Source organism: Halomonas sp. A29 (assembly GCF_046723295.1).
GTDB lineage: Bacteria > Pseudomonadota > Gammaproteobacteria > Pseudomonadales > Halomonadaceae > Halomonas.
Window position 1 is genome coordinate 125,593 of record NZ_JAXQPR010000007.1, and the last position, 17,589, is coordinate 143,181.

A 17,589-nucleotide genomic window follows, 5' to 3' on the forward strand; every position below is an offset into this window, starting at 1 on the left:
GTAAAGACGAGTTAGTCGAATCCCATTGGACTCACTGTCGAGTCCTCGATTACAGGACCATAGAGGCTCCCTGACTGGCGGCTCACTTGCTGAGCCGGAGGCGGGGGGCTTTTTTTTTGGAGGCGTTTTTTCATGGGACGATTGCGTTCCGCCGATGCATGGGTCGTGGGTATCTTGTTCTCTCGAACGGGTGTGACTTCCGTCATAGAGAATTCCCAGTTCAACGGGGCCCTGCTGGCGATAGAGGAGATCAATGAAGCCGGGGGAGTCCTCGGGCGTCCGATCGAGCCGATCTGCTACGACCCCGCTTCGGTGGTGAGTCGCTATGGAGAGCTGGCAGAGCGTCTTCTTGCTGAGGATGGCGTCAACGTCATTTTCGGCTGTTATATGTCTTCTACGCGCAAAGAGGTGCTGCCCATAATCGAGCGGCGCAATGCACTTTTCTTCTACCCCACCCTATATGAGGGGTTCGAGTACTCAGCCAACGTCATCTACAGCGGCGCCGTACCCAATCAGAACAGCGTTCCCCTAGCCAGCTACCTGCTGGAAAACTACGGGAACCGGTTCTATTTTGTCGGCTCGGATTACATCTACCCCCGCGAGTCCAATCGCGTCATGCGCAATATCCTGCGTCAGGGGGGCGGCGAGGTCGTGGGCGAGCGTTATGTCTCGCTGGAAGCCGGAGCCGAGGATTTTGCCGATGTGTTGGAAGAGATCGAGGCCCTGGCACCCGACGCCATCTTTTCCACTGTGGTCGGCACCGGTACCGTGAACTTCTATCGGGCTTACCTGAAAGCGACCAATGGGGACAGGCGGGCTCCCATCGCAAGCCTTACCACCAACGAGGCTGAGGTGGCGGAGATGGGGGCAGAGGCAGCGGCCGGCCACATCACCGCCGCGCCCTATTTTCACAACATCAAATCGGCGGCCAACAGTCAGTTTCTCGAGCGCTACTACAAGCGGTTCGGCACCGTAGATACGGTGACCAGCTGCTGCGAAGCGGCCTACTTCCAGGTTCACCTGTTCGCCAATGCTTTGCGCCTCACCGGATGCATGGATACCGACCACCTGCGTGAAGCCCTGCGCGGCGCCGAATTCGATGCTCCGCAGGGACGAGTGAAGATCGATCCTGACAACAACCATACCTACCTGCATTCGCGCATCGCGAAGCTGGATGAGCAAGGGGAGTTTGTCGTCGAGCTGGAGGTCAGGCGTCCGATCAAGCCTGACCCCTACCTGGTGGTGCCGGCGCTCAACGACTGGAACTTCAGGCTTACACCACTGAAGCAGGGCTTGAGTAACTGACCGGGAGACTGGATGGCAACGAGCAACATCATCAGAGACGTGCGTGCCCTGAGGGTGCTGGTGCTGCATCCTCAGGACACCCACGCCGAAGAGCTGCTGCAGCAGATCAGGCGCATCGGTTGCAGGGCCGAGGCAAGCTGGCCGCTGCCAGGCCGCTTGCCGGTGGGCGTGGACGTGGTGTTTGTTGAGGTCAAGGAAACTACGCCGAAAGGGCTCGACAGCCTGTTCGGGGCTGAAACCCTGGATCGCCCAACGCTCATCGGGGTGGCCGGCTACGAGAACCCTTCGGTGTTGCAGAACCTGCTCGATCTCAAGGTCGATGCCGTGGTGACCAAGCCCCTGCGCCCCTACGGGGTATTGAGCAGCATCGTCATGGCTCGACGGATCTGGCAGGAGTTTCGGGCGGTAGATAGGCAGATAGCGCAGTTGAAGGACAAGGTGCAGAACATTCAGAAGGTCAGCCAGGCCAAGTTCATTCTCATGCGACTGCACCAGATAACGGAAGAGGAGGCATACAAGGTCATACGGTCGCAGGCAATGGCCAAGCGAACCACTACCGCCGAAATTGCCCAGGCGATCATCAACGCTGATGGCATACTCGGAAATATAAGTACAAAAAAAATTATCTATGAAAGTAATGAGAATATTAATAAAGCTACAGGCTATGACGAAGTAGATTCGTAGACCGACCTCGGCGAGGAGAGCTTATGTCGAGAAAATGCATCGAATTGTACGTCTGATTAACAGGTATCCGCGCTTCTGTATCGCGCTTGCTGACGTTCTGCTCGATCGCGAATCGTCTCGCTTCGAGCGGGCGGCAATGGTGCCGTTTGATGATCTTCAGCAAGGTGGCTGAGTTCAGAGGATTGATTTGGTGTTGCCTGTTGGATATGGAAAAAATGCCTGCTTTATTTGGTGGGATGATACGTTGCGTCAAATGCTTTTGTTTGGTGTTGCAAGTTAAAAAATAATGCTTGCAAGAGTGGTATTTTTGTTCTTAGAGTGAAGTAAGTCCCGGTGCCGACAATGTCACAGGGTCTACAACAGGCAGAGAAGCCCCTTGGTTCGCGATGACCAGTCGCAGCTGAGGGGCTTTTTTGTTTTCCAAAAATAAAAAAGCCCCTTGCTGGTACAGCGGGCACAGAAGGAGAAACAACAAATGAAAAGGCGTGATTTCTTGAAGGGCGTGGCGGTGGCGGGAGCCGCCGGCGTGGTCGGCTTCCCGGGAATTTGGACACAGCGAAAAGCGGCCTGGGCAGCGAATGGTGAAATCCCGGTCGGGATTCTCTTTTCGCTCACTGGCGCCGTGGCAGTCGTGGAGCGTACGTTGCACGACGCCGCACTGCTGGCGATCGAGGAGATCAATGACAACGGCGGCATACATGGCATGCGCCTGCGTCCTTACATTGAAGATCCTGCATCGGACCCAGCGACTTATGCGGATCGTGCTCGTCGACTGGTATTGCGTGACAACTGCGTTAGCGTATTTGGCTCCTATACATCAGCGAGTCGCCAGGCGGTACTGCCTGTGGTGGAAGGCAGGGACAATCTCTACTGGTACCCCACCCTGTACGAGGGGCGCGAGTGTTCACGTAACGTCATGTACGGCGGTGCGGTACCCAACCAGCAGCAACAGGAGTTCGTACCCTGGCTTGTAGAAAACTTCGGTGGGCGCTTCTATTTGATCGGCAATAACTACGTCTACCCCAGGGAAGAGAACAATGTCTGCAAGATGATCCTGGAGCAAGTTGGTGGTGGGCCTGTACATGAAGAGTACGTTCCCATGGGCCACTCCGACTTCAGTTCGGTCATCAACCGAATCCGCCAGACCAACCCGGACGTCATCTTCTGCACCTTGGTGGGCGATTCTGACGTGGCCTTCCAGCGGCAGTTCCATGCGGCCGGCTTCGACCCGGAGCAGCTCCCTGTGGCCAGCCTTACCCGCTCCGAAGTCGAGGTCAAGGCGATGGGCGGGGCGGCCGCTGCGGGGCACTTCAGCTCCGCACCTTATTTCATGGCTCATGCCTCTCCGGAGAACGCCCGCTTCGTCGAAGCCTATCAGCGTAAATACGGATCGGATCAGGTCACTCATTTCGTCAGCGAGGCGGCCTACTTTCAGATTTATCAGTTCAAGGCAGCGGTCGAGCAGCTGGCTCCCAGCGACATCACACCGACCAACATCCGAGCTGCCGCGGTGGGGCAAACCTTCATGGCACCGCAAGGCGAAATCCTCATCGATGAAAACCTGCATACCCACCTCTGGCCCAAGGTTGCCCAGTGGGATCGTAGCGGTCAGGCAAAAGTCGTCCTGGAGCCGCAGGAGCGCATCGCCCCGGAGCCCTACTGGGCCTACGAAGGGCAGCAGTGCACCGGCGAAGGCCTCGTCACGTCGTGAAAAAACAACGGTGCGCCCGCGCATTGGACGGCTGCCGGGCGCACCAGCTGAATCTGAGGTGTCTCAATGGATGCTTTCCTAAATCAAGCCTTCGCCGGGCTCAGCATGGCATCGATCCTGCTCATGGTGGCTCTCGGCCTGGCCATCATCTACGGCGCCATGGGTGTGATCAACCTGGCGCATGGTGAGTTCGTCATGCTCGGTGCCTACAGTGCCTGGCTGCTGCAGACCTACCTGGGGCTGGGCATCCTTGTAGCGTTGCCACTTGTGTTCCTGATGGTCGCCATGGTGGGGCTACTGGTGGAGCGGGGCGTCGTTCGCTGGCTCTATCACCGCCCCCTGGACACGATCCTGGCGACCTGGGGTGTAGCGATTCTCCTGCAGCAGGTGGTCCGTAGCGTTATCGGACCCGAATCGCGCTATGTGGCAGGTCCTTCCATTCTGGACGGAAACCTCGTCCTGGGTGGTGTGGTGATGTCCAACTACCGAATTTTCCTGATCTTCTTCTCTTTGTCGGTGGTTGGCGCCACCTGGTTTCTACTCAAGCGCAGCGAGTTCGGCACCAAGCTCCGGGCGGTGATCCAGAACAAGGAGATCTCGGAGTGCTACGGCATCCGTGCGGACCGGGTCTATGCCCTGGCGTTCGCCTACGGTGCGGGTCTTGCCGGCATGGCTGGCGCGCTGATCACGCCCCTCGTCAGCGTCACTCCCACCATGGGTACCTACCTCGTCGTCGACGCCTTCCTGGTGGTGATCGTCGGTGGTGTCGGCAGCCTGCTTGGCACCGTTGCCGCTGCCGGCCTGGTGGGTGAGGCAACGGCCATGTTCTCGATGTTGTTGAACGACACCCTCGGGCGTATCGCGGTCTTGCTCGCCATCATCTTCCTGATTCGGTTCAAGCCCATGGGCCTGTTCCCGGACAAGGTACGCCGCTGAGGAGTCTCACCATGAACAGAACCTTCAAGACTGACTGCATCGGCTACGCCTTGTTCGCGATACTGCTGTTCGTCGTCATCCCCTGGGTCGTGAGCTTCGACGGCTTCGCCCTCAACACCTACGCGCGTTACCTTGCCCTGGGCATGGTGGCGATGGCATTGGCGCTGTCCTGGGGCTATGCGGGTATCCTCAATCTCGGCCAGGCCGTGCCGTTCTCCCTGGGCGCCTACATCATGGCGATGCACCTGAAGTTGCAGGCCAGTGCCCACATGCCCGGCAGCCTGCCGGACTTTATGGGCTGGACCAACGTCGAGGCGTTGCCCTGGTTCTGGCAGCCGTTCCATTCGCTGCCGGTCACCCTGATCGCCGGTATCGCGATACCTGTCGCCCTGGCGGCGCTGCTGGCGGTGTTCATGTTCCGCGGGCGGATCACCGGCGTGTTCGTCGCCATCATCACGCTGGCGTTCCTGGTAGCGGTCCAACTGGTATTTATCGAGGAGCAGCGCTACACCGGCGGCCAGAACGGGCTGACGGGACTGGCGCCGCTGCAGCTGTTCGGCTGGCGCGTGGACAACTACAGCACCCAGTTCTACTACCTGGTGGCCGTCTGCCTCATGACTTCCTTGACGATCGGGCTCGCCCTGGTACGCAGCAAGGTGGGTCTGGTGCTCAAGGCCATTCGTGAGGATGCAAGCCGGGTGCGCTTCTTCGGCTACGACGTCGCTCGCTACGAAACCCTAGCGTTCTGCACCTCCGCGGCGATTGCAGGTTGGGCGGGCATGCTCTACGTCCTGGTCCTCGAGTTTGCCTCTCCTACCTACATGGGTGTCACCTTCAGCCTGGCCATCGTGATCTGGTGCGCGGTGGGCGGACGGGAGTCGCTAGTGGCCGCCGCCTTGGGCGGGATCATCGTCAACCTGCTGGAGGGCAGGCTGTCCGACATGTTCGTCGACGGTTGGACCTTCTTTATCGGTGCACTCTTCATCGTCGTGGTTCTGGTCGCTCCCCGGGGGCTGTTCGGACTGGTGCAGAGCGCTGTTCGTCATACCAGCAAGGCGCTTCGCTCGGAGAGAGGCGGCACACGTGCCAGGTGGCTGGCCACCGGTGTGGGTACGCGGCGAATCGACAACGGAGGACGCTGACATGGCGCATTTGGAACTCAAGAACCTGTCGGTCCATTTCGGTGGCTTGAAGGCTGTCAATAACCTCGACCTGTGCGTGGCGCAAGGCGAGCTGCGCTGCCTGCTCGGCCCCAACGGCGCGGGTAAGTCGACCACGCTGGATCTTATCTGTGGCAAGACCGCCGCCACCTCGGGCCAGATCCTGTTCGAAGGGCGCGACATTACCAGCTTGAGTGAGCACAGGCGGGCGCGCCTGGGAATCGGACGAAAGTTCCAGACACCCTCGGTCTTCAAGGAGCTGACGGTGTTGGAAAACATGGAAATTGCACGCTCCCAGAACCCCGGCATCCTGGCATCGGGCTTCGTCTTTCGCACCCACATTCGGGGCCGATTGAGGGAGATCCTGGAGCTGGTGGAGCTGAAAGATCACGTCCACACCAAAGCGGGCAATCTCTCCCACGGTCAGACCCAGTGGCTCGAAATTGCCATGCTGCTTATTCAGGAGGCCAAGCTGATTCTCATGGACGAGCCGACGGCAGGCATGACGATCCAGGAGACCCGGCGTACCGGTGAGATATTCAACTCGCTGAAGGGGCATCACACCATGATCGTGGTCGAGCACGACATGACCTTTGTGCGACAGATTGCCGAGACGGTAACGGTGATGGAGCTGGGAGCCATGCTGGCGCAAGGCTCGATCAAGGAGATAGAGAGCGATCCGAAGGTCAGGGCAGCCTATCTGGGTAATGAGGTGGCCAATCATGCTTGAAGCACACGACCTTTATTCGTTCTACGGCAAGAGTCCGGTACTCCAAGGTGTCAACTTCAAGGCGGAAAAAGGCGAGCTTGTCAGCATCCTGGGCCGCAACGGTGTCGGCAAGACCACGTTGCTAAAGAGCATCATGGGGCTGACGGACGGCATCAAGGGGTCACTGCGGTTCAAGGAAGAAAGCATCGGAGAGCTGCCCACCCCGGAACGCGCCCGCCGGCGGATCGGCTACATCCCCCAGGGCCGAGCCATCATCCCCCGCTTCACCGTCAAGGAGAACATTCTAATGGGCGCCTTCGGCCGTGAAGATGGCCGGCGCGAGATGCCGGAAGGGGTTCTGGAGCTCTTTCCCATTCTCAAGGAGTTCATGAACCGCCGCGGTGGTGACCTGTCCGGCGGACAGCAGCAGCAACTGGCCATTGCGCGCGCCCTGGCGCTTGGCCCTGAGGTGCTGTTGCTGGACGAGCCCACCGAAGGCATCCAGCCCAATATCGTTCAGCAAATCGAGGAGGTGATCGTCCATCTCAACAAGAAGATGGGAATAACCGTCTTGCTGGTGGAGCAGAACATCCCGTTCGCACGCCGGGTTTCCGACAAGTTCATCGTACTCGACAAAGGCCGGGTAGCGGTGGCGGGCAGTGCCGAGGATCTCACTGACGAAGTCGCTCACGAGTTCCTCGCGTTCTAAGGCTGGCCTTGCGTCAGCAGTATTTGCTGCGTAAAGGCGGCGATCTTGAGACGTAAAACAACAGGAGTGGAATCATGAGACACGGTGATATTTCGAGCAGTAACGATACGGTAGGCGTGGCCGTCGTCAACTACAAGATGCCGCGCTTGCATACTCGCCAGGAGGTCCATGAAAACGCCCAGAGGATTGCCGACATTATTGTTGGCATGAAACAGGGCCTGCCGGGCATGGACCTGGTGATTTTCCCGGAGTACAGCCTGCAGGGGATCATGTACGACCCCGATGAGATGATGGAGACCGCTGTCACCATTCCGGGAGAAGAAACCGAGATTTTCGCCCGCGCATGCCGCAAGGCCAACACCTGGGGGGTATTCTCCCTCACCGGCGAGCGCCACGAGGATCACCCCAAGCGCAATCCCTACAACACCCTGATCCTCATGAACAACCAGGGCGAGATCGTGCAGACCTACAGGAAGATCATCCCCTGGTGCCCTATCGAAGGCTGGTACCCCGGCAATCAGACCTTCGTCAGTGAAGGCCCCAAGGGTATGAAGATCAGTCTGATCATCTGCGATGACGGCAACTACCCCGAGATCTGGCGCGACTGTGCCATGCGTGGTGCCGAGCTGATCGTCCGCTGCCAGGGCTACATGTATCCCGCCAAGGAGCAGCAGATCAACATGGCCAAATGCATGGCCTGGGCCAACAACTGCTATGTGGCCGTGGCCAACGCCGCTGGCTTCGATGGTATCTACAGCTACTTCGGCCACTCCTCGATCATCGGTTTCGACGGGCGCACTCTGGGCGAGTGCGGCACCGAGGAGAACGGGATCCAATACGCCCAACTTTCTGTCAGTGCGATCCGCGATGCGCGCGCCAATGACCAGTCACAGAATCACCTGTTCAAGATCCTGCATCGAGGTTACTCAGCTCTGCACGCCGCAGGCGATGGAGACAAGGGCGTGGCGGACTGCCCGTTCGAGTTCTACCGCAACTGGGTGAACGATGCAGAAAAAACCCGCGAGCATGTCGAGAGTTTCACCCGCTCCAAGGTCGGTGTCGCCTGCGCTCCGGTCGGAACGCTACCGTACGATGCCAAGGAAGAGGAACGCGGCGGCTGACCTGCCGTTGTACTGACCCGGTCCGGCCGATAGGCCGGGCCGGACCCATGCAGGGGGAGCGATATGCCTTTTCTCAATGAAATGCTGGATGAAAGCAGCCGCAAGCGGCTGGAGCATGAGCGCCTTGCGGCGGAAAACGAGGGTGCTGCCGTACCGGCGCAATCGCTGGGTGCCGCGACAATTGAAAGTCGTTACCGCTTCGACGTAGACGGTATCATGGCGGCCGTGCGCAGCGAGATACTCGGACAGGACGAAGCCTTGGCGGCACTCGAACGGGCACTACGTATCGTACGAGCGGACATTGCCGACCCTCGGCGCCCGCTGCATATAGCCTTGTTTCTCGGTCCGACAGGCGTAGGCAAGACCGAGATGGTCCGTGCCCTGGCCCGAGCTCTGCACGGCGACGCCGATGCGTTCTGTCGCATAGACATGAATACTCTGGCACAGGAGCACTATGCTGCCGCCCTGACCGGTGCTCCGCCGGGTTACGTGGGTAGCAAGGAGGGTACCACCCTGTTCGACCAGAGCCTGATCGAGGGCTCCTCTGGCAAACCGGGCATCGTGCTCTTCGATGAGCTGGAAAAGGCCTCGGATGAAGTGGTTCAGGCACTGCTCAACGTATTCGACAATGGACGCCTGACGGTTGCCTCAGGAGAGCGTACCTATAGCTTCCGAAATTCGCTGGTGTTCATGACCAGCAATCTGGGCGCCAAGCGCATCCAGGCTCATGAACGTGCCAAGAGCCGTTGGCCGAAGCGGCTGCTGCCGACATCACCGCAGCGAGACAAGAAGGTCCTTGCGAAGCTTGCAGAGCACGAGTTGCTGCACCGCTTCACTCCGGAGTTCGTCAATCGAATCGACACGATAACCGTCTTCAACTGGCTGAACAGCGATATCCTCGATTCACTGATCGACATGGAAATTCAGCGTGTCAATCGCCGTCTGGCGAAGCACGGGGTCACACTTACGCTGGACCACGCCGTCAAGCAGCATATCGGCAAGACCGGCTTCGACAGGAAGTACGGTGCACGTTCGCTGCGCCGCGCGATACGCCAGCACGTAGAGGCCCCGCTTGCGGTCTTTCTTCTCAGTGATTTGAAGCGTGGTACTGAACATCAGGTGTTGGAAGCGTTTCTGGAGGCGGGAACGGTGAAGTTTCGGCATAGCGAAGTGGAGCGCACTAGGTAACGGGTACCGCTTCGACACCAAGCTCAATTGCCCTCTTCAAGGACGATGGTTCGTACTTCTCGTTCGGTGACCAGGCTGATGTGGCGTGGGGCTACTCCTCCTCACGCCCCATATCGTCACGGTCACAGTCGTAGCGCTTCATGTGCGGGAACGGCGGCAGCCAGGACTCGCGACGGACGGTCCAGCTCTCGTAGGTGGGCATCAGCTGGTCGGGCTCATCCAGTATGCCCAGGTGCACTTCGATCTCGTCTCCGGTGCGTGCGAAAACGGAAGAGCCGCAGAGGGGACAGAAAAAACGCCCCTTGTAGTCGCGTGTCTCGCCTTCGATCGTCACCGCATTCTCGGGGAACACAGCCGAGGCGTAAAAAAGCGCTCCGTGGTGCTTGCGGCAATCCAAGCAGTGGCAAAGGCCGACCCGATAGGGCCGGCCCGACGCCGCAATTCGAACGTTACCGCAGAGGCAACCGCCCGTGAATCGGTCCATGCTGCGCCTCCTCAGTCCGGCCTCGCCAATGGCTATTCCGATGAACTAGAAAAATAGCAGATAGACGCATGGCCGGACGCAGACAGTTTCCGGCCAATGCCTGGCGAAGCTCAGGCAGTCGTCAGCCCCCTTTGATCTACCAGCCTTGGCGCTTGGGCTTCTGCGCGTGAAGGCAGGGCTGCCATGGTATCGGCCTCCCGAGATCCGTCCGCCAGCTTGAATCGCGCCACCGCTTCATCGAGGCGCTGCGCCTCGGCCTGAAGCTGGCTTGCGGCCAGGCTCGCCTGCTCGACGAGGGCGGCGTTCTGCTGGGTGGTATGGTCCATGTCGCCGACCGCCGTGTTGACCTCACCGATGCCGGAGCGCTGTTCGTTGGACGCCACGGCAATCTCGTTCATCAGCTCGTTGACGCGCTGCACCGAGGCCATGATCGAACCCATGGTACTGCTGGCGCTATCGGCCTGCTGGGTGCCGGCTTCGACCTGACGCACGGAAGTCTCGATGAGCTGGCGGATCTCCGTGGCGGCATCGGCGCTACGCGTGGCGAGCTTGCGCACTTCGTTGGCCACCACCGCAAAGCCGCGGCCATGCTCGCCGGCGCGAGCCGCTTCCACCGAGGCGTTCAAGGCCAGGATATTGGTCTGAAAGGCGATGGAGTCCATCAGACCGATGATCTCCGTAACCCGCTGGGAGCTCTCGCGAATTTCCTCCATGCGCGAGACTACGTTGGCAACCACATCACCGCCTCTGTCGGCTCGCTGGGCGGCCTCGCGGGCCATCTCGCTGGCCAGCGAGGCGTTCTCGCTGTTGCGCTCCATGGTGGAAGTCATCTCCTCCATGCTCGAAGCCGTTTCGGTCAGCGAGGCGGACTGGCGCTCGGTGCGTGCCGCCAGGTCGCGGTTGCCACTGGCGATCTCGCGAGAATTGGAGAGAATTTCCGCACTGCTGTCGCGTACCGTGGCGACCGTCGTCGCGAGCCCTTGCTGCATGGTTGCCAGCGCCGCGAAGAGCTTGCCAATCTCGTTCTTGCCGTGCGACTCCACGGGTGCCGAGAGATCGCCGCTGGCCATGCGCTGGAAGTGCTGCACGATACGATCCAGCGGCCCGATCAGGCTGGCGCTGACGCCCCGGTAGACGACGCCGATCACGATAAGCGCGACGATGAAGACGAGCACGATCACCCGCTGCGCGGTGGTGACCACCGTGCCGAAGCTTTCTGCGCGTTCGGCCCCTTCCGCTTCCACTTGGTGGAAGAAGCCGACGGCGGCCTGGTAGAAGCCGGCGTTGGCGGCAGCGGCCCAGTCACGCAGCGCCTGGTAGGTGGCCAGATCGCCGGCTGCCAGGGCCTCTGCCTGCGGCAGCAGGCTGCTTTCCATCATGGCGTTGAAGCTGGCCTCGATGGGTCCCATCAGCGCCGCGTGCTCGGGGCGAACGGGCAGCTCGAGGAAGAGATTGAAGTTGTCGGTAACGGCTTCGAGCCGCTCACCGAGACGATGGGCATCCGAGCCATGGGCGCCGGCCCCGGCAACGGAACTCTCCAGGAGCTCCTCATAAACGCCGGCCATGTCGATCCGTACGCTTTGCAGCATCGAGTTGGCGCGGTTGAGCGCGGCCTGCTGGCTGACGTTCACCGCACTGAAGGTGTCGAAGCTGCGCTGGCTGTGGTTGACCGCGTAGAGCCCCATGGCGCTCAGTGCGATCAGCAGGGCAAGAAAGGCGAGCAGGACCAGCGTCCAGCTCATTTTCACGGAAAGATGGCTCAGGCTTTTCACTTGTGGCTCCTGGTGGCCCTTGGTCAGGGCTCGAGATGCATCGCGATGGAGAGGTGCTCGGCCCGGCCGGGGCCGGGCCGAGCTCAGCTGTTGCTGGCCTGGCCAGCCGAGCCTTCCTGGCGATGGGAGTAAGTGACGCCTTCCCGGTCCTGAGTGGTTCTATTGCTCTTTCCTTCGGCGCAGGCCATCCGCTCGCGCTCACGCTCCTCATCGGCCAGGGAGACTCGGGGCAGAACGAGATTGAGGGTGAAGGCGGTGATGGCTGCGACCACGATGGGCGCGCCGCCGATCATGCTCTGTATCCATTCGGGCAGCTGTGCGATTGCCTCGGGCACCTGGGCGATGCCCAGGCTCAGGGCCAGCGACAGGCCGACGATGGTCATGTTGCGGGCCGAAAGCTCATCCTTTATCAGCAGCTTGATGCCGGTCATGGTGATCATGCCGAAGACGATGACGGTGGCGCCGCCGAGCACGGGGTAGGGAATGGTCGTCACAAGGGCGCCGAACTTGGGGCTGAATCCCGCCAGCAGCATGAAGCCGCCGGCCAGCGCCAGGACGAAGCGACTGATCACGCGGGTCATCGCCACGATGCCGACGTTCTGGCTGAAGGTGGCGGTGGGCAGGGCGCCGAAGAAGGCGCTCAGGGTGGTGGTCAAGCCGTTGCCCAGCAGCCCCCCGGTGAGCTCGCGGGTTCTCAGCTCGCGGTTCATGCCGCCCACGGTGGTGGCTGACAGATCGCCGATGGTCTGCACGGAATTGATCACGCAGATGATCACCATGGCGATGATCGCCGAGGTGTGGAACTCCAGCGTGAAGGGCATGAACCGGGGCACCGCGACCCAGCCGGCATCGGCGACTGCCGCGAAGCTGACCATGCCGAGAAGCAGCGACAGCGCATAGCCCACCACAATGCCGACGATGATGGCCGAGAGCTTCACCACACCCCTGCCGAACTGCGAGGCGACCAGCACCGTTGCCAGGGTGACGAGGGCTACCAGCCAGTTGAGCGGCTCGCCAAAGCCGGGTGCCTCGACGTTGCCACTGCCCGCCATGTAGCGCACCGCGATGTCATACAGCGACAGGCCGATCACCAGCACCACTGTGCCGGCCACCACCGGCGGGAACAGATGGCGGATGTACTGGATGAAATAGCCCACCACCATCATGCAGATACCGCCGATGAGCTGGGCACCGAAGATGCCGGCGAGGCCGTACTGGCCGCCTACGGCGACCAGGGTGGGCACATAGGCGAAGCCCACGCCGAAGATGGCGGGCAGGCGCGCGCCGAACTTCCAGGCACCATAGAGCTGGAACAGCGTGCTGACGCCGGACGCCAGCACCGCGATCTGGATCAGCAGCAGCCGTTCTTCGACGCTGGCACCCACCACGCCCGCCACGATGATGGGCGGGGTGATGACGCCGGCGATCATGGCCAGCACATGCTGAAGGGAGAGGGGCAGGGCCTTGGCCACGCTTGGCCTGCCGTGAAAGTCAAAAATGGACCTGTTGGCCTGCTGCTTGGGCATGAGGACTTCCGATCTGTTCTTGGATTTGTATTACATCTGCTTTCTATGATGTCTACAGTGGCCCATAAAATTGTATACTAAAAATATTTTTCACAGATGAATCGGGTCAGCACAAGGATGAACTGGCTGTTCGCCTGGGTGTGCCTGCCGCCAGAGCATGTTGCTCAAGCGGGGCGTGATCGAGTCGACCGATATCGCTGTGGGCAACCATCTCGAGAGATACGTGCTGCCGGCTCAGTGAGTCTCACTGCAGCGGCAGATGTGGAAATTCCCGGCACCGATATAGGCCGAGGGCAGGGCATCGAACATGTCGCGGGCCGTGCGCACCAGGTGCGGCTGGTCGTAGAAGCCCGCTTCCGCGGCCAAGGTGGAGAGGGTCATGCCTGGCTGCCAACGGGCCATGGCGCGAGTGATCTTCAGGTAGAGCAGGAAGCGTCGCAGCCTCACCCCCGTTTGCTCGCGAAACAGATGCGTGAGTCGCGACGTGGAGACCCCGGCGCGCTCGGCCAGCGCCGCGGCATCCAGTTTCTCCGGCAGGGCTTCTCGCAAGTGGTGGCAGATATCCGCGATCCGCGGATCCAGCGGCAGCGGTGGCGCGTCGGTGGTGGCGAGAAATTGCGCCAGGTTGTTCGAAAGGGTGAGGCAATCGTCGCTACTGGCCAGCATCCGGGCCAGGTCCTCGGCCAAGGGCAGGTCCATGCTGACCTGCCCCGCCAGCTTGCCGGCCAGGCGGCGCCAGGCATCGCTGTCAGGGTCGAGCTGGGCCACCAGCATGGTGGTCTGGCCCGGGTTCAGGGCCTGGGCCACGTCCGGCGCCACCACCGCGGCTCGGGTCTGGCGGCACTCGCCTTCTACTTCCAGCTCGAACGCCCCATCCAACCCCAGCAACAGCGACGCGCTGACGTGCCGGTGCGCCCTGTTGGCCGGCAGGTGGCCAAGCAGCATCCAGCGGTCATTCCACAGGTAGAGGGTTCCGCGCACCGGCGAAGTATCCGTCACAGGCAGTCCGTGGCAATCGGTTAATAAAACCGAGAATACGCCATTCAGGCAGCCACCGGTGCGACAGGCTCAATGTCCGGCTGGGCGCGGCACGTGCAGCCCCAGCTTGTGCGCCACTTCGAAGGTGACGAAGATCGGACCTATCAGCAGGAATACCAGATCCTCGATGAAGGACGGCTTCTTGCCCTCCACCTTGTGGCCCCACACCTGCACCGCCCACGACGCCACCCAGACGATCAGCGAGATCCACAACAACGACCACCCCGTATTCAGGATGGCGAGAATGCCCAATACGGAAAGAGCGAACCAGGCGACCATCATCAGGAAGACACCGAAGGAGAGGCGCAGGTAGACCAAACCGGCAAGCGCGCCCAGCAGGGTGGCGCCGTTGACCCACTCTGCCGCACCGGCCTCCAGCCCCAGCCAACGGCCAATCGGCACCAGCCATAGCAAGCCCAGGGTAGAGAAGAAAATGGCCGGTACACAGACGATGTGCACCCACTGGTTCACCGGATGGCGATGGCTCTCGCCGTAGTCGTCGAGAAATTGCTGCAGGCTACGCATGGTCGTGCCCTCGTTGTTCTTGGAGGCTCAGGGTTATGCCCATGCTAGGCTCCTCAGTGGGACGCTGCCTTGTATGTAACTGCTACGAGTTAAAAGCGAGAAACTTCCTTAACTACGAGTCGAAGTGATGACCGCCACCGAGCCCCGTATCATCCTGAATCCGCAAATTCACCGAGTGCAGGTCATGATCGGCGACACACTGCTCGCCGACACCAGCCGCGCCTTCGAGCTACGCGAGCGTGGCTATCCGCCACGGTTTTATTTTCCCCGCGAAGACGTGCGCATGGACCTGCTGACCCGCTCCGATACCGTGACTCACTGCCCGTTCAAGGGCGATGCCGCCTACTTCTCGTTCGGCGACCAGTCCGATGTGGCATGGAGCTATGAGCGACCGTTAGAGGGCATGGAGACGATAGCGGAATATCTGGCATTCGATGACGCCAAGGCCGTCGTGACACAAGGCCGTTAGACGGTATGGCTTAGCCGCCTGGACTATGCTTCAGCTCATTGAATACAAGGGCCACAAGCGCCACGCCAGCCAGGACGAGCCGCAATACGAGATCAAGAGCGACAAGACGGATCACATCGCCATGCACATGGATTCGGCGCTCACCAAGCTGGGCGACTAGGCTTGGCTATCCAAGAGTAAGCTCATCGACACTGGCCCTCTCCTTCAGCAACCACGCCCCAAGCCCGGCGACGGCTGGCGAAGAGCATGAAGGTGGCGACATGGCCTTCGGCCCCGACAAGCCTGCCCGCCAAGGGAGAGCCGGCGACCTGACCGATCGAGGTGGCGAGCAGCGGCAGCACCGGGCCGAAGGCGGGTGCCTTGGAAATGATTTGTGTGCTCCTGACCAAGTGGAAACCGGTAAGAATGCTTATATAGGCCGATCTATCTAAATATAGGCAAATCTAAAACCAGCAGCGCCGGAGGTGTCAAACGATTACGCCTTGGCTCCATACTGAAGACCAAACCATTCGAATAATCTTGATATGGGAGAAATTATGCTTCGATGCTAGGCTGAATCAAATATAATCTAACGATACAAGCAATACGAATACGGGGTGGCACGCTAGAGCTGACGTTGTTTGCTGACGAAATCTGAACGTCAAGGTGGCCCATGGTAGCTAGAGCATTCAACGCAATAGATGAGCATTTGCCGGATATTTACCTGGGGCTGGATGGCCTTGCCGAAGAGTCGGCCGAGCGTACCCTGCTCGAGATCCTGCATGCCCTGCGCACCCATCTAGGCATGGAAGTCGCCTTTATCTCGGAGTTTAAAGACGGTAAGCGATTTTTTCGCTTTGTGGACGAAGAGGCGGATGCACCACACCTAGAAGTCGGGGCATCGGATCCTCTTGGTGAAAGCTACTGCCAGAGAGTTGTGGAGGGCAGGCTGCCGGAGGTGATCCAGGATGCTCAACAGGAGCCGGCGGCGCTGGACCTTGCGGCCACCCGGGCGGTGCCGGTAGGCGCGCACCTCAGCGTGCCCATACGTCTGAAGGATGGGAGTATTTACGGCACGCTGTGCTGCTTCGATCGCCAATCCAATGCCACATTGAATGAGCTTGACCTGGCCATGATGCGGGTCTTCGCTGATTTTGCTGCACGGCAGCTCGAACGCCAGCGCACGCACAACCTGCAGCATGAGGCCGCCGAGGCAAGAATACGCGATGTGCTCGACCATCGTCGCTTCCACATCGTCTTCCAGCCCATGTACGATCTCGTCGACCAGCGTATCGCCGGTTATGAAGCGCTGTCGCGCTTCGTCGCCGGGCCAAGCCGAGGTCCCGACAAGTGGTTCGAGGAAGCCGCGACGGTGGGGCTGCGAGTGGAACTCGAGCTGGCGGCCATCGAGTTGGCGTTGCAGGCACTGCCCGAGATTCCTAACACGGCCTATCTGTCGCTCAATGCCTCGCCGGTCACCATCCTATCCGGCCGGCTTGCCGATCTGCTCGCCCCCTATCCCCTTGACCGCCTAATGCTCGAGGTCACCGAACACGATGTTGTTGATGACTACGCCTGCCTCTTCGAGGCGCTGGTCGCGATGCGCAGGCAAGGGCTCAGGCTGGCGATCGATGATGCTGGCGCCGGCTATGCCAGCTTTCGTCATATTCTTCGCCTGGCGCCGGACGTCATCAAGCTGGATCGATCCCTGACCCATGGCATAGACACTTGTGCCGACAGCCGAGCACTGACCGCGGCACTCGTGGGCTTCACCGCCGTAACGGGCAGCCGGCTGCTCGCCGAGGGCGTCGAGACGCAGGCCGAATTGGAAGCATTACGTGGCATCGGGGTTCGCAAGGCCCAGGGCTACCTGCTGGGTCGGCCGGGGCCCCTGCCTTCCTGACGAGGCCCCGCCGGTGTGTTGGGGTTAGGCGGCTCCCGACTCCCGGAAGTGATGCCAGGCATGATGGTAGAGCACGCCGGCATAGCCGTTGCGCTGGATGATCTTGAGAATCTTCGCAGGATTTTCGTCATCCAGGGCCTTGTGCAGTTTCGCCCGCTGCTCTTCATCCAGGGCCTCGTACCAGTGGTAGGGCGTGCCCTGGGCATTGCTATCCTCGGCCTTGCGCATCAGGTCCATTTCGATGCGCCCGCCATGTCGATACAGGATATCGAAGCCCTCCTGCAGTTGGGTCGACGGTACGTCGCATGGCTTTTCGAGACCTTCCAGCACGTTGTAGTAGTAATAGCTCAGCGGTTGCATGTGGCTCCTC

General features: G+C 60.5%; 19 protein-coding genes. 12 read left to right on the top strand and 7 right to left on the bottom strand.

From position 1 onward, the window contains the following. Nucleotides 1–132 precede the first annotated feature (132 nt). The 9 genes from SPH52_RS14915 to SPH52_RS14955 all read left to right on the top strand — a co-directional run bounded on the left by SPH52_RS14915 (nt 133) and on the right by SPH52_RS14955 (nt 9,523). Nucleotides 133–1,305 carry a transporter substrate-binding domain-containing protein gene (locus tag SPH52_RS14915; RefSeq protein ID WP_411795824.1) on the top strand — a complete coding sequence of 391 codons (1,173 nt, stop codon included), beginning with the start codon at nt 133–135 and terminating at the stop codon, nt 1,303–1,305. A gap of 12 nt (nt 1,306–1,317) precedes the next feature. Further along, nucleotides 1,318–1,989 (top strand): ANTAR domain-containing response regulator, encoded by a 672-nt coding sequence (locus SPH52_RS14920; protein ID WP_411795825.1) that lies wholly within the window; start codon nt 1,318–1,320, stop codon nt 1,987–1,989. Nucleotides 1,990–2,464: 475 nt separating this feature from the next. After that, nucleotides 2,465–3,700, top strand: a complete 1,236-nt coding sequence (locus SPH52_RS14925) for a transporter substrate-binding domain-containing protein (protein ID WP_411795826.1) — start codon at nt 2,465–2,467, stop codon at nt 3,698–3,700. Between the two features lie 66 nt (nt 3,701–3,766). After that, nucleotides 3,767–4,636, top strand: coding sequence for an urea ABC transporter permease subunit UrtB (urtB, locus tag SPH52_RS14930; protein WP_411795827.1), 870 nt, complete (start codon nt 3,767–3,769; stop codon nt 4,634–4,636). A gap of 11 nt (nt 4,637–4,647) precedes the next feature. After that, nucleotides 4,648–5,778, top strand: a complete 1,131-nt coding sequence (gene urtC, locus SPH52_RS14935) for an urea ABC transporter permease subunit UrtC (RefSeq protein ID WP_411795828.1) — start codon at nt 4,648–4,650, stop codon at nt 5,776–5,778. Between the two features lies 1 nt (nt 5,779). Continuing rightward, nucleotides 5,780–6,526, top strand: coding sequence for an urea ABC transporter ATP-binding protein UrtD (urtD, locus tag SPH52_RS14940; RefSeq protein ID WP_411795829.1), 747 nt, complete (start codon nt 5,780–5,782; stop codon nt 6,524–6,526). After that, complete coding sequence (urtE, locus tag SPH52_RS14945; RefSeq protein WP_411795830.1) at nt 6,519–7,214, top strand: urea ABC transporter ATP-binding subunit UrtE; 696 nt, start codon at nt 6,519–6,521, stop codon at nt 7,212–7,214. The genes urtD and urtE overlap by 8 nt, the downstream gene beginning before the upstream one ends. Nucleotides 7,215–7,288: 74 nt before the next feature. Next, the gene (locus tag SPH52_RS14950) at nt 7,289–8,335 is read left to right on the top strand and encodes an aliphatic amidase (protein WP_411795831.1); all 1,047 of its coding nucleotides are present in this window, start codon (nt 7,289–7,291) and stop codon (nt 8,333–8,335) included. 63 nt (nt 8,336–8,398) lie between these two features. After that, complete coding sequence (locus tag SPH52_RS14955) at nt 8,399–9,523, top strand: AAA family ATPase (protein WP_411795832.1); 1,125 nt, start codon at nt 8,399–8,401, stop codon at nt 9,521–9,523. 91 nt (nt 9,524–9,614) lie between these two features. On the opposite strand, the gene SPH52_RS14960 is transcribed toward SPH52_RS14955, so the two are convergent. From SPH52_RS14960 to SPH52_RS14980, 5 genes are all read right to left on the bottom strand, one after another. Then, nucleotides 9,615–10,007, bottom strand: coding sequence for a GFA family protein (locus SPH52_RS14960; RefSeq protein WP_411795833.1), 393 nt, complete (start codon nt 10,005–10,007; stop codon nt 9,615–9,617). A 110-nt stretch (nt 10,008–10,117) separates the two neighbouring features. After that, nucleotides 10,118–11,779 carry a methyl-accepting chemotaxis protein gene (locus SPH52_RS14965; protein ID WP_411795834.1) on the bottom strand — a complete coding sequence of 554 codons (1,662 nt, stop codon included), beginning with the start codon at nt 11,777–11,779 and terminating at the stop codon, nt 10,118–10,120. 83 nt (nt 11,780–11,862) lie between these two features. Continuing rightward, nucleotides 11,863–13,305: a uracil-xanthine permease family protein gene (locus SPH52_RS14970; RefSeq protein ID WP_411795835.1), complete on the bottom strand. Its 1,443-nt coding sequence runs from the start codon at nt 13,303–13,305 to the stop codon at nt 11,863–11,865. A gap of 234 nt (nt 13,306–13,539) precedes the next feature. Then, on the bottom strand, nt 13,540–14,304 hold the full coding sequence (locus SPH52_RS14975; protein WP_411795836.1) for a helix-turn-helix domain-containing protein: 765 nt from the start codon (nt 14,302–14,304) through the stop codon (nt 13,540–13,542). 69 nt (nt 14,305–14,373) lie between these two features. After that, nucleotides 14,374–14,868, bottom strand: a complete 495-nt coding sequence (locus SPH52_RS14980; protein WP_411795837.1) for a DUF962 domain-containing protein — start codon at nt 14,866–14,868, stop codon at nt 14,374–14,376. A 127-nt stretch (nt 14,869–14,995) separates the two neighbouring features. Between SPH52_RS14980 and SPH52_RS14985 the strand changes: the two genes are divergently transcribed. Together SPH52_RS14985 and SPH52_RS14990 are read left to right on the top strand one after the other, a co-directional pair. Then, nucleotides 14,996–15,337: a DUF427 domain-containing protein gene (locus tag SPH52_RS14985; protein ID WP_411795839.1), complete on the top strand. Its 342-nt coding sequence runs from the start codon at nt 14,996–14,998 to the stop codon at nt 15,335–15,337. A 25-nt stretch (nt 15,338–15,362) separates the two neighbouring features. After that, nucleotides 15,363–15,497, top strand: coding sequence for a DUF2945 domain-containing protein (locus tag SPH52_RS14990; protein WP_411795840.1), 135 nt, complete (start codon nt 15,363–15,365; stop codon nt 15,495–15,497). Nucleotides 15,498–15,519: 22 nt separating this feature from the next. On the opposite strand, the gene SPH52_RS14995 is transcribed toward SPH52_RS14990, so the two are convergent. After that, on the bottom strand, nt 15,520–15,726 hold the full coding sequence (locus SPH52_RS14995) for a hypothetical protein (protein ID WP_411795841.1): 207 nt from the start codon (nt 15,724–15,726) through the stop codon (nt 15,520–15,522). 263 nt (nt 15,727–15,989) lie between these two features. Between SPH52_RS14995 and SPH52_RS15000 the strand changes: the two genes are divergently transcribed. Further along, a complete protein-coding gene (locus SPH52_RS15000; protein WP_411795842.1) occupies nt 15,990–17,219 on the top strand; it encodes an EAL domain-containing protein in 1,230 nt (409 codons plus the stop codon). Nucleotides 17,220–17,243: 24 nt separating this feature from the next. Here SPH52_RS15000 and SPH52_RS15005 read toward each other — a convergent pair whose 3' ends face one another. Further along, entirely contained in the window at nt 17,244–17,579 is a 336-nt protein-coding gene (locus SPH52_RS15005; RefSeq protein WP_411795843.1) for a hypothetical protein, read from the bottom strand. Between the last annotated feature and the right edge of the window lie 10 nt (nt 17,580–17,589).

Bases quoted from the DNA above. Each gene is read 5' to 3' on its own strand.
- SPH52_RS14990 (WP_411795840.1), top strand. From the start codon at position 15,363: ATGCTTCAGCTCATTGAATACAAGGGCCACAAGCGCCACGCCAGCCAG.
- SPH52_RS14925 (WP_411795826.1), top strand. From the start codon at position 2,465: ATGAAAAGGCGTGATTTCTTGAAGGGCGTGGCGGTGGCGGGAGCCGCC.
- SPH52_RS14915 (WP_411795824.1), top strand. From the start codon at position 133: ATGGGACGATTGCGTTCCGCCGATGCATGGGTCGTGGGTATCTTGTTC.
- urtC (WP_411795828.1), top strand. From the start codon at position 4,648: ATGAACAGAACCTTCAAGACTGACTGCATCGGCTACGCCTTGTTCGCG.
- SPH52_RS14950 (WP_411795831.1), top strand. From the start codon at position 7,289: ATGAGACACGGTGATATTTCGAGCAGTAACGATACGGTAGGCGTGGCC.
- SPH52_RS15005 (WP_411795843.1), bottom strand. From the start codon at position 17,579: ATGCAACCGCTGAGCTATTACTACTACAACGTGCTGGAAGGTCTCGAA.
- SPH52_RS15000 (WP_411795842.1), top strand. From the start codon at position 15,990: ATGGTAGCTAGAGCATTCAACGCAATAGATGAGCATTTGCCGGATATT.
- urtB (WP_411795827.1), top strand. From the start codon at position 3,767: ATGGATGCTTTCCTAAATCAAGCCTTCGCCGGGCTCAGCATGGCATCG.
- SPH52_RS14960 (WP_411795833.1), bottom strand. From the start codon at position 10,007: ATGGACCGATTCACGGGCGGTTGCCTCTGCGGTAACGTTCGAATTGCG.
- SPH52_RS14955 (WP_411795832.1), top strand. From the start codon at position 8,399: ATGCCTTTTCTCAATGAAATGCTGGATGAAAGCAGCCGCAAGCGGCTG.
- urtE (WP_411795830.1), top strand. From the start codon at position 6,519: ATGCTTGAAGCACACGACCTTTATTCGTTCTACGGCAAGAGTCCGGTA.
- SPH52_RS14920 (WP_411795825.1), top strand. From the start codon at position 1,318: ATGGCAACGAGCAACATCATCAGAGACGTGCGTGCCCTGAGGGTGCTG.
- SPH52_RS14980 (WP_411795837.1), bottom strand. From the start codon at position 14,868: ATGCGTAGCCTGCAGCAATTTCTCGACGACTACGGCGAGAGCCATCGC.
- SPH52_RS14985 (WP_411795839.1), top strand. From the start codon at position 14,996: ATGACCGCCACCGAGCCCCGTATCATCCTGAATCCGCAAATTCACCGA.
- SPH52_RS14970 (WP_411795835.1), bottom strand. From the start codon at position 13,305: ATGCCCAAGCAGCAGGCCAACAGGTCCATTTTTGACTTTCACGGCAGG.
- urtD (WP_411795829.1), top strand. From the start codon at position 5,780: ATGGCGCATTTGGAACTCAAGAACCTGTCGGTCCATTTCGGTGGCTTG.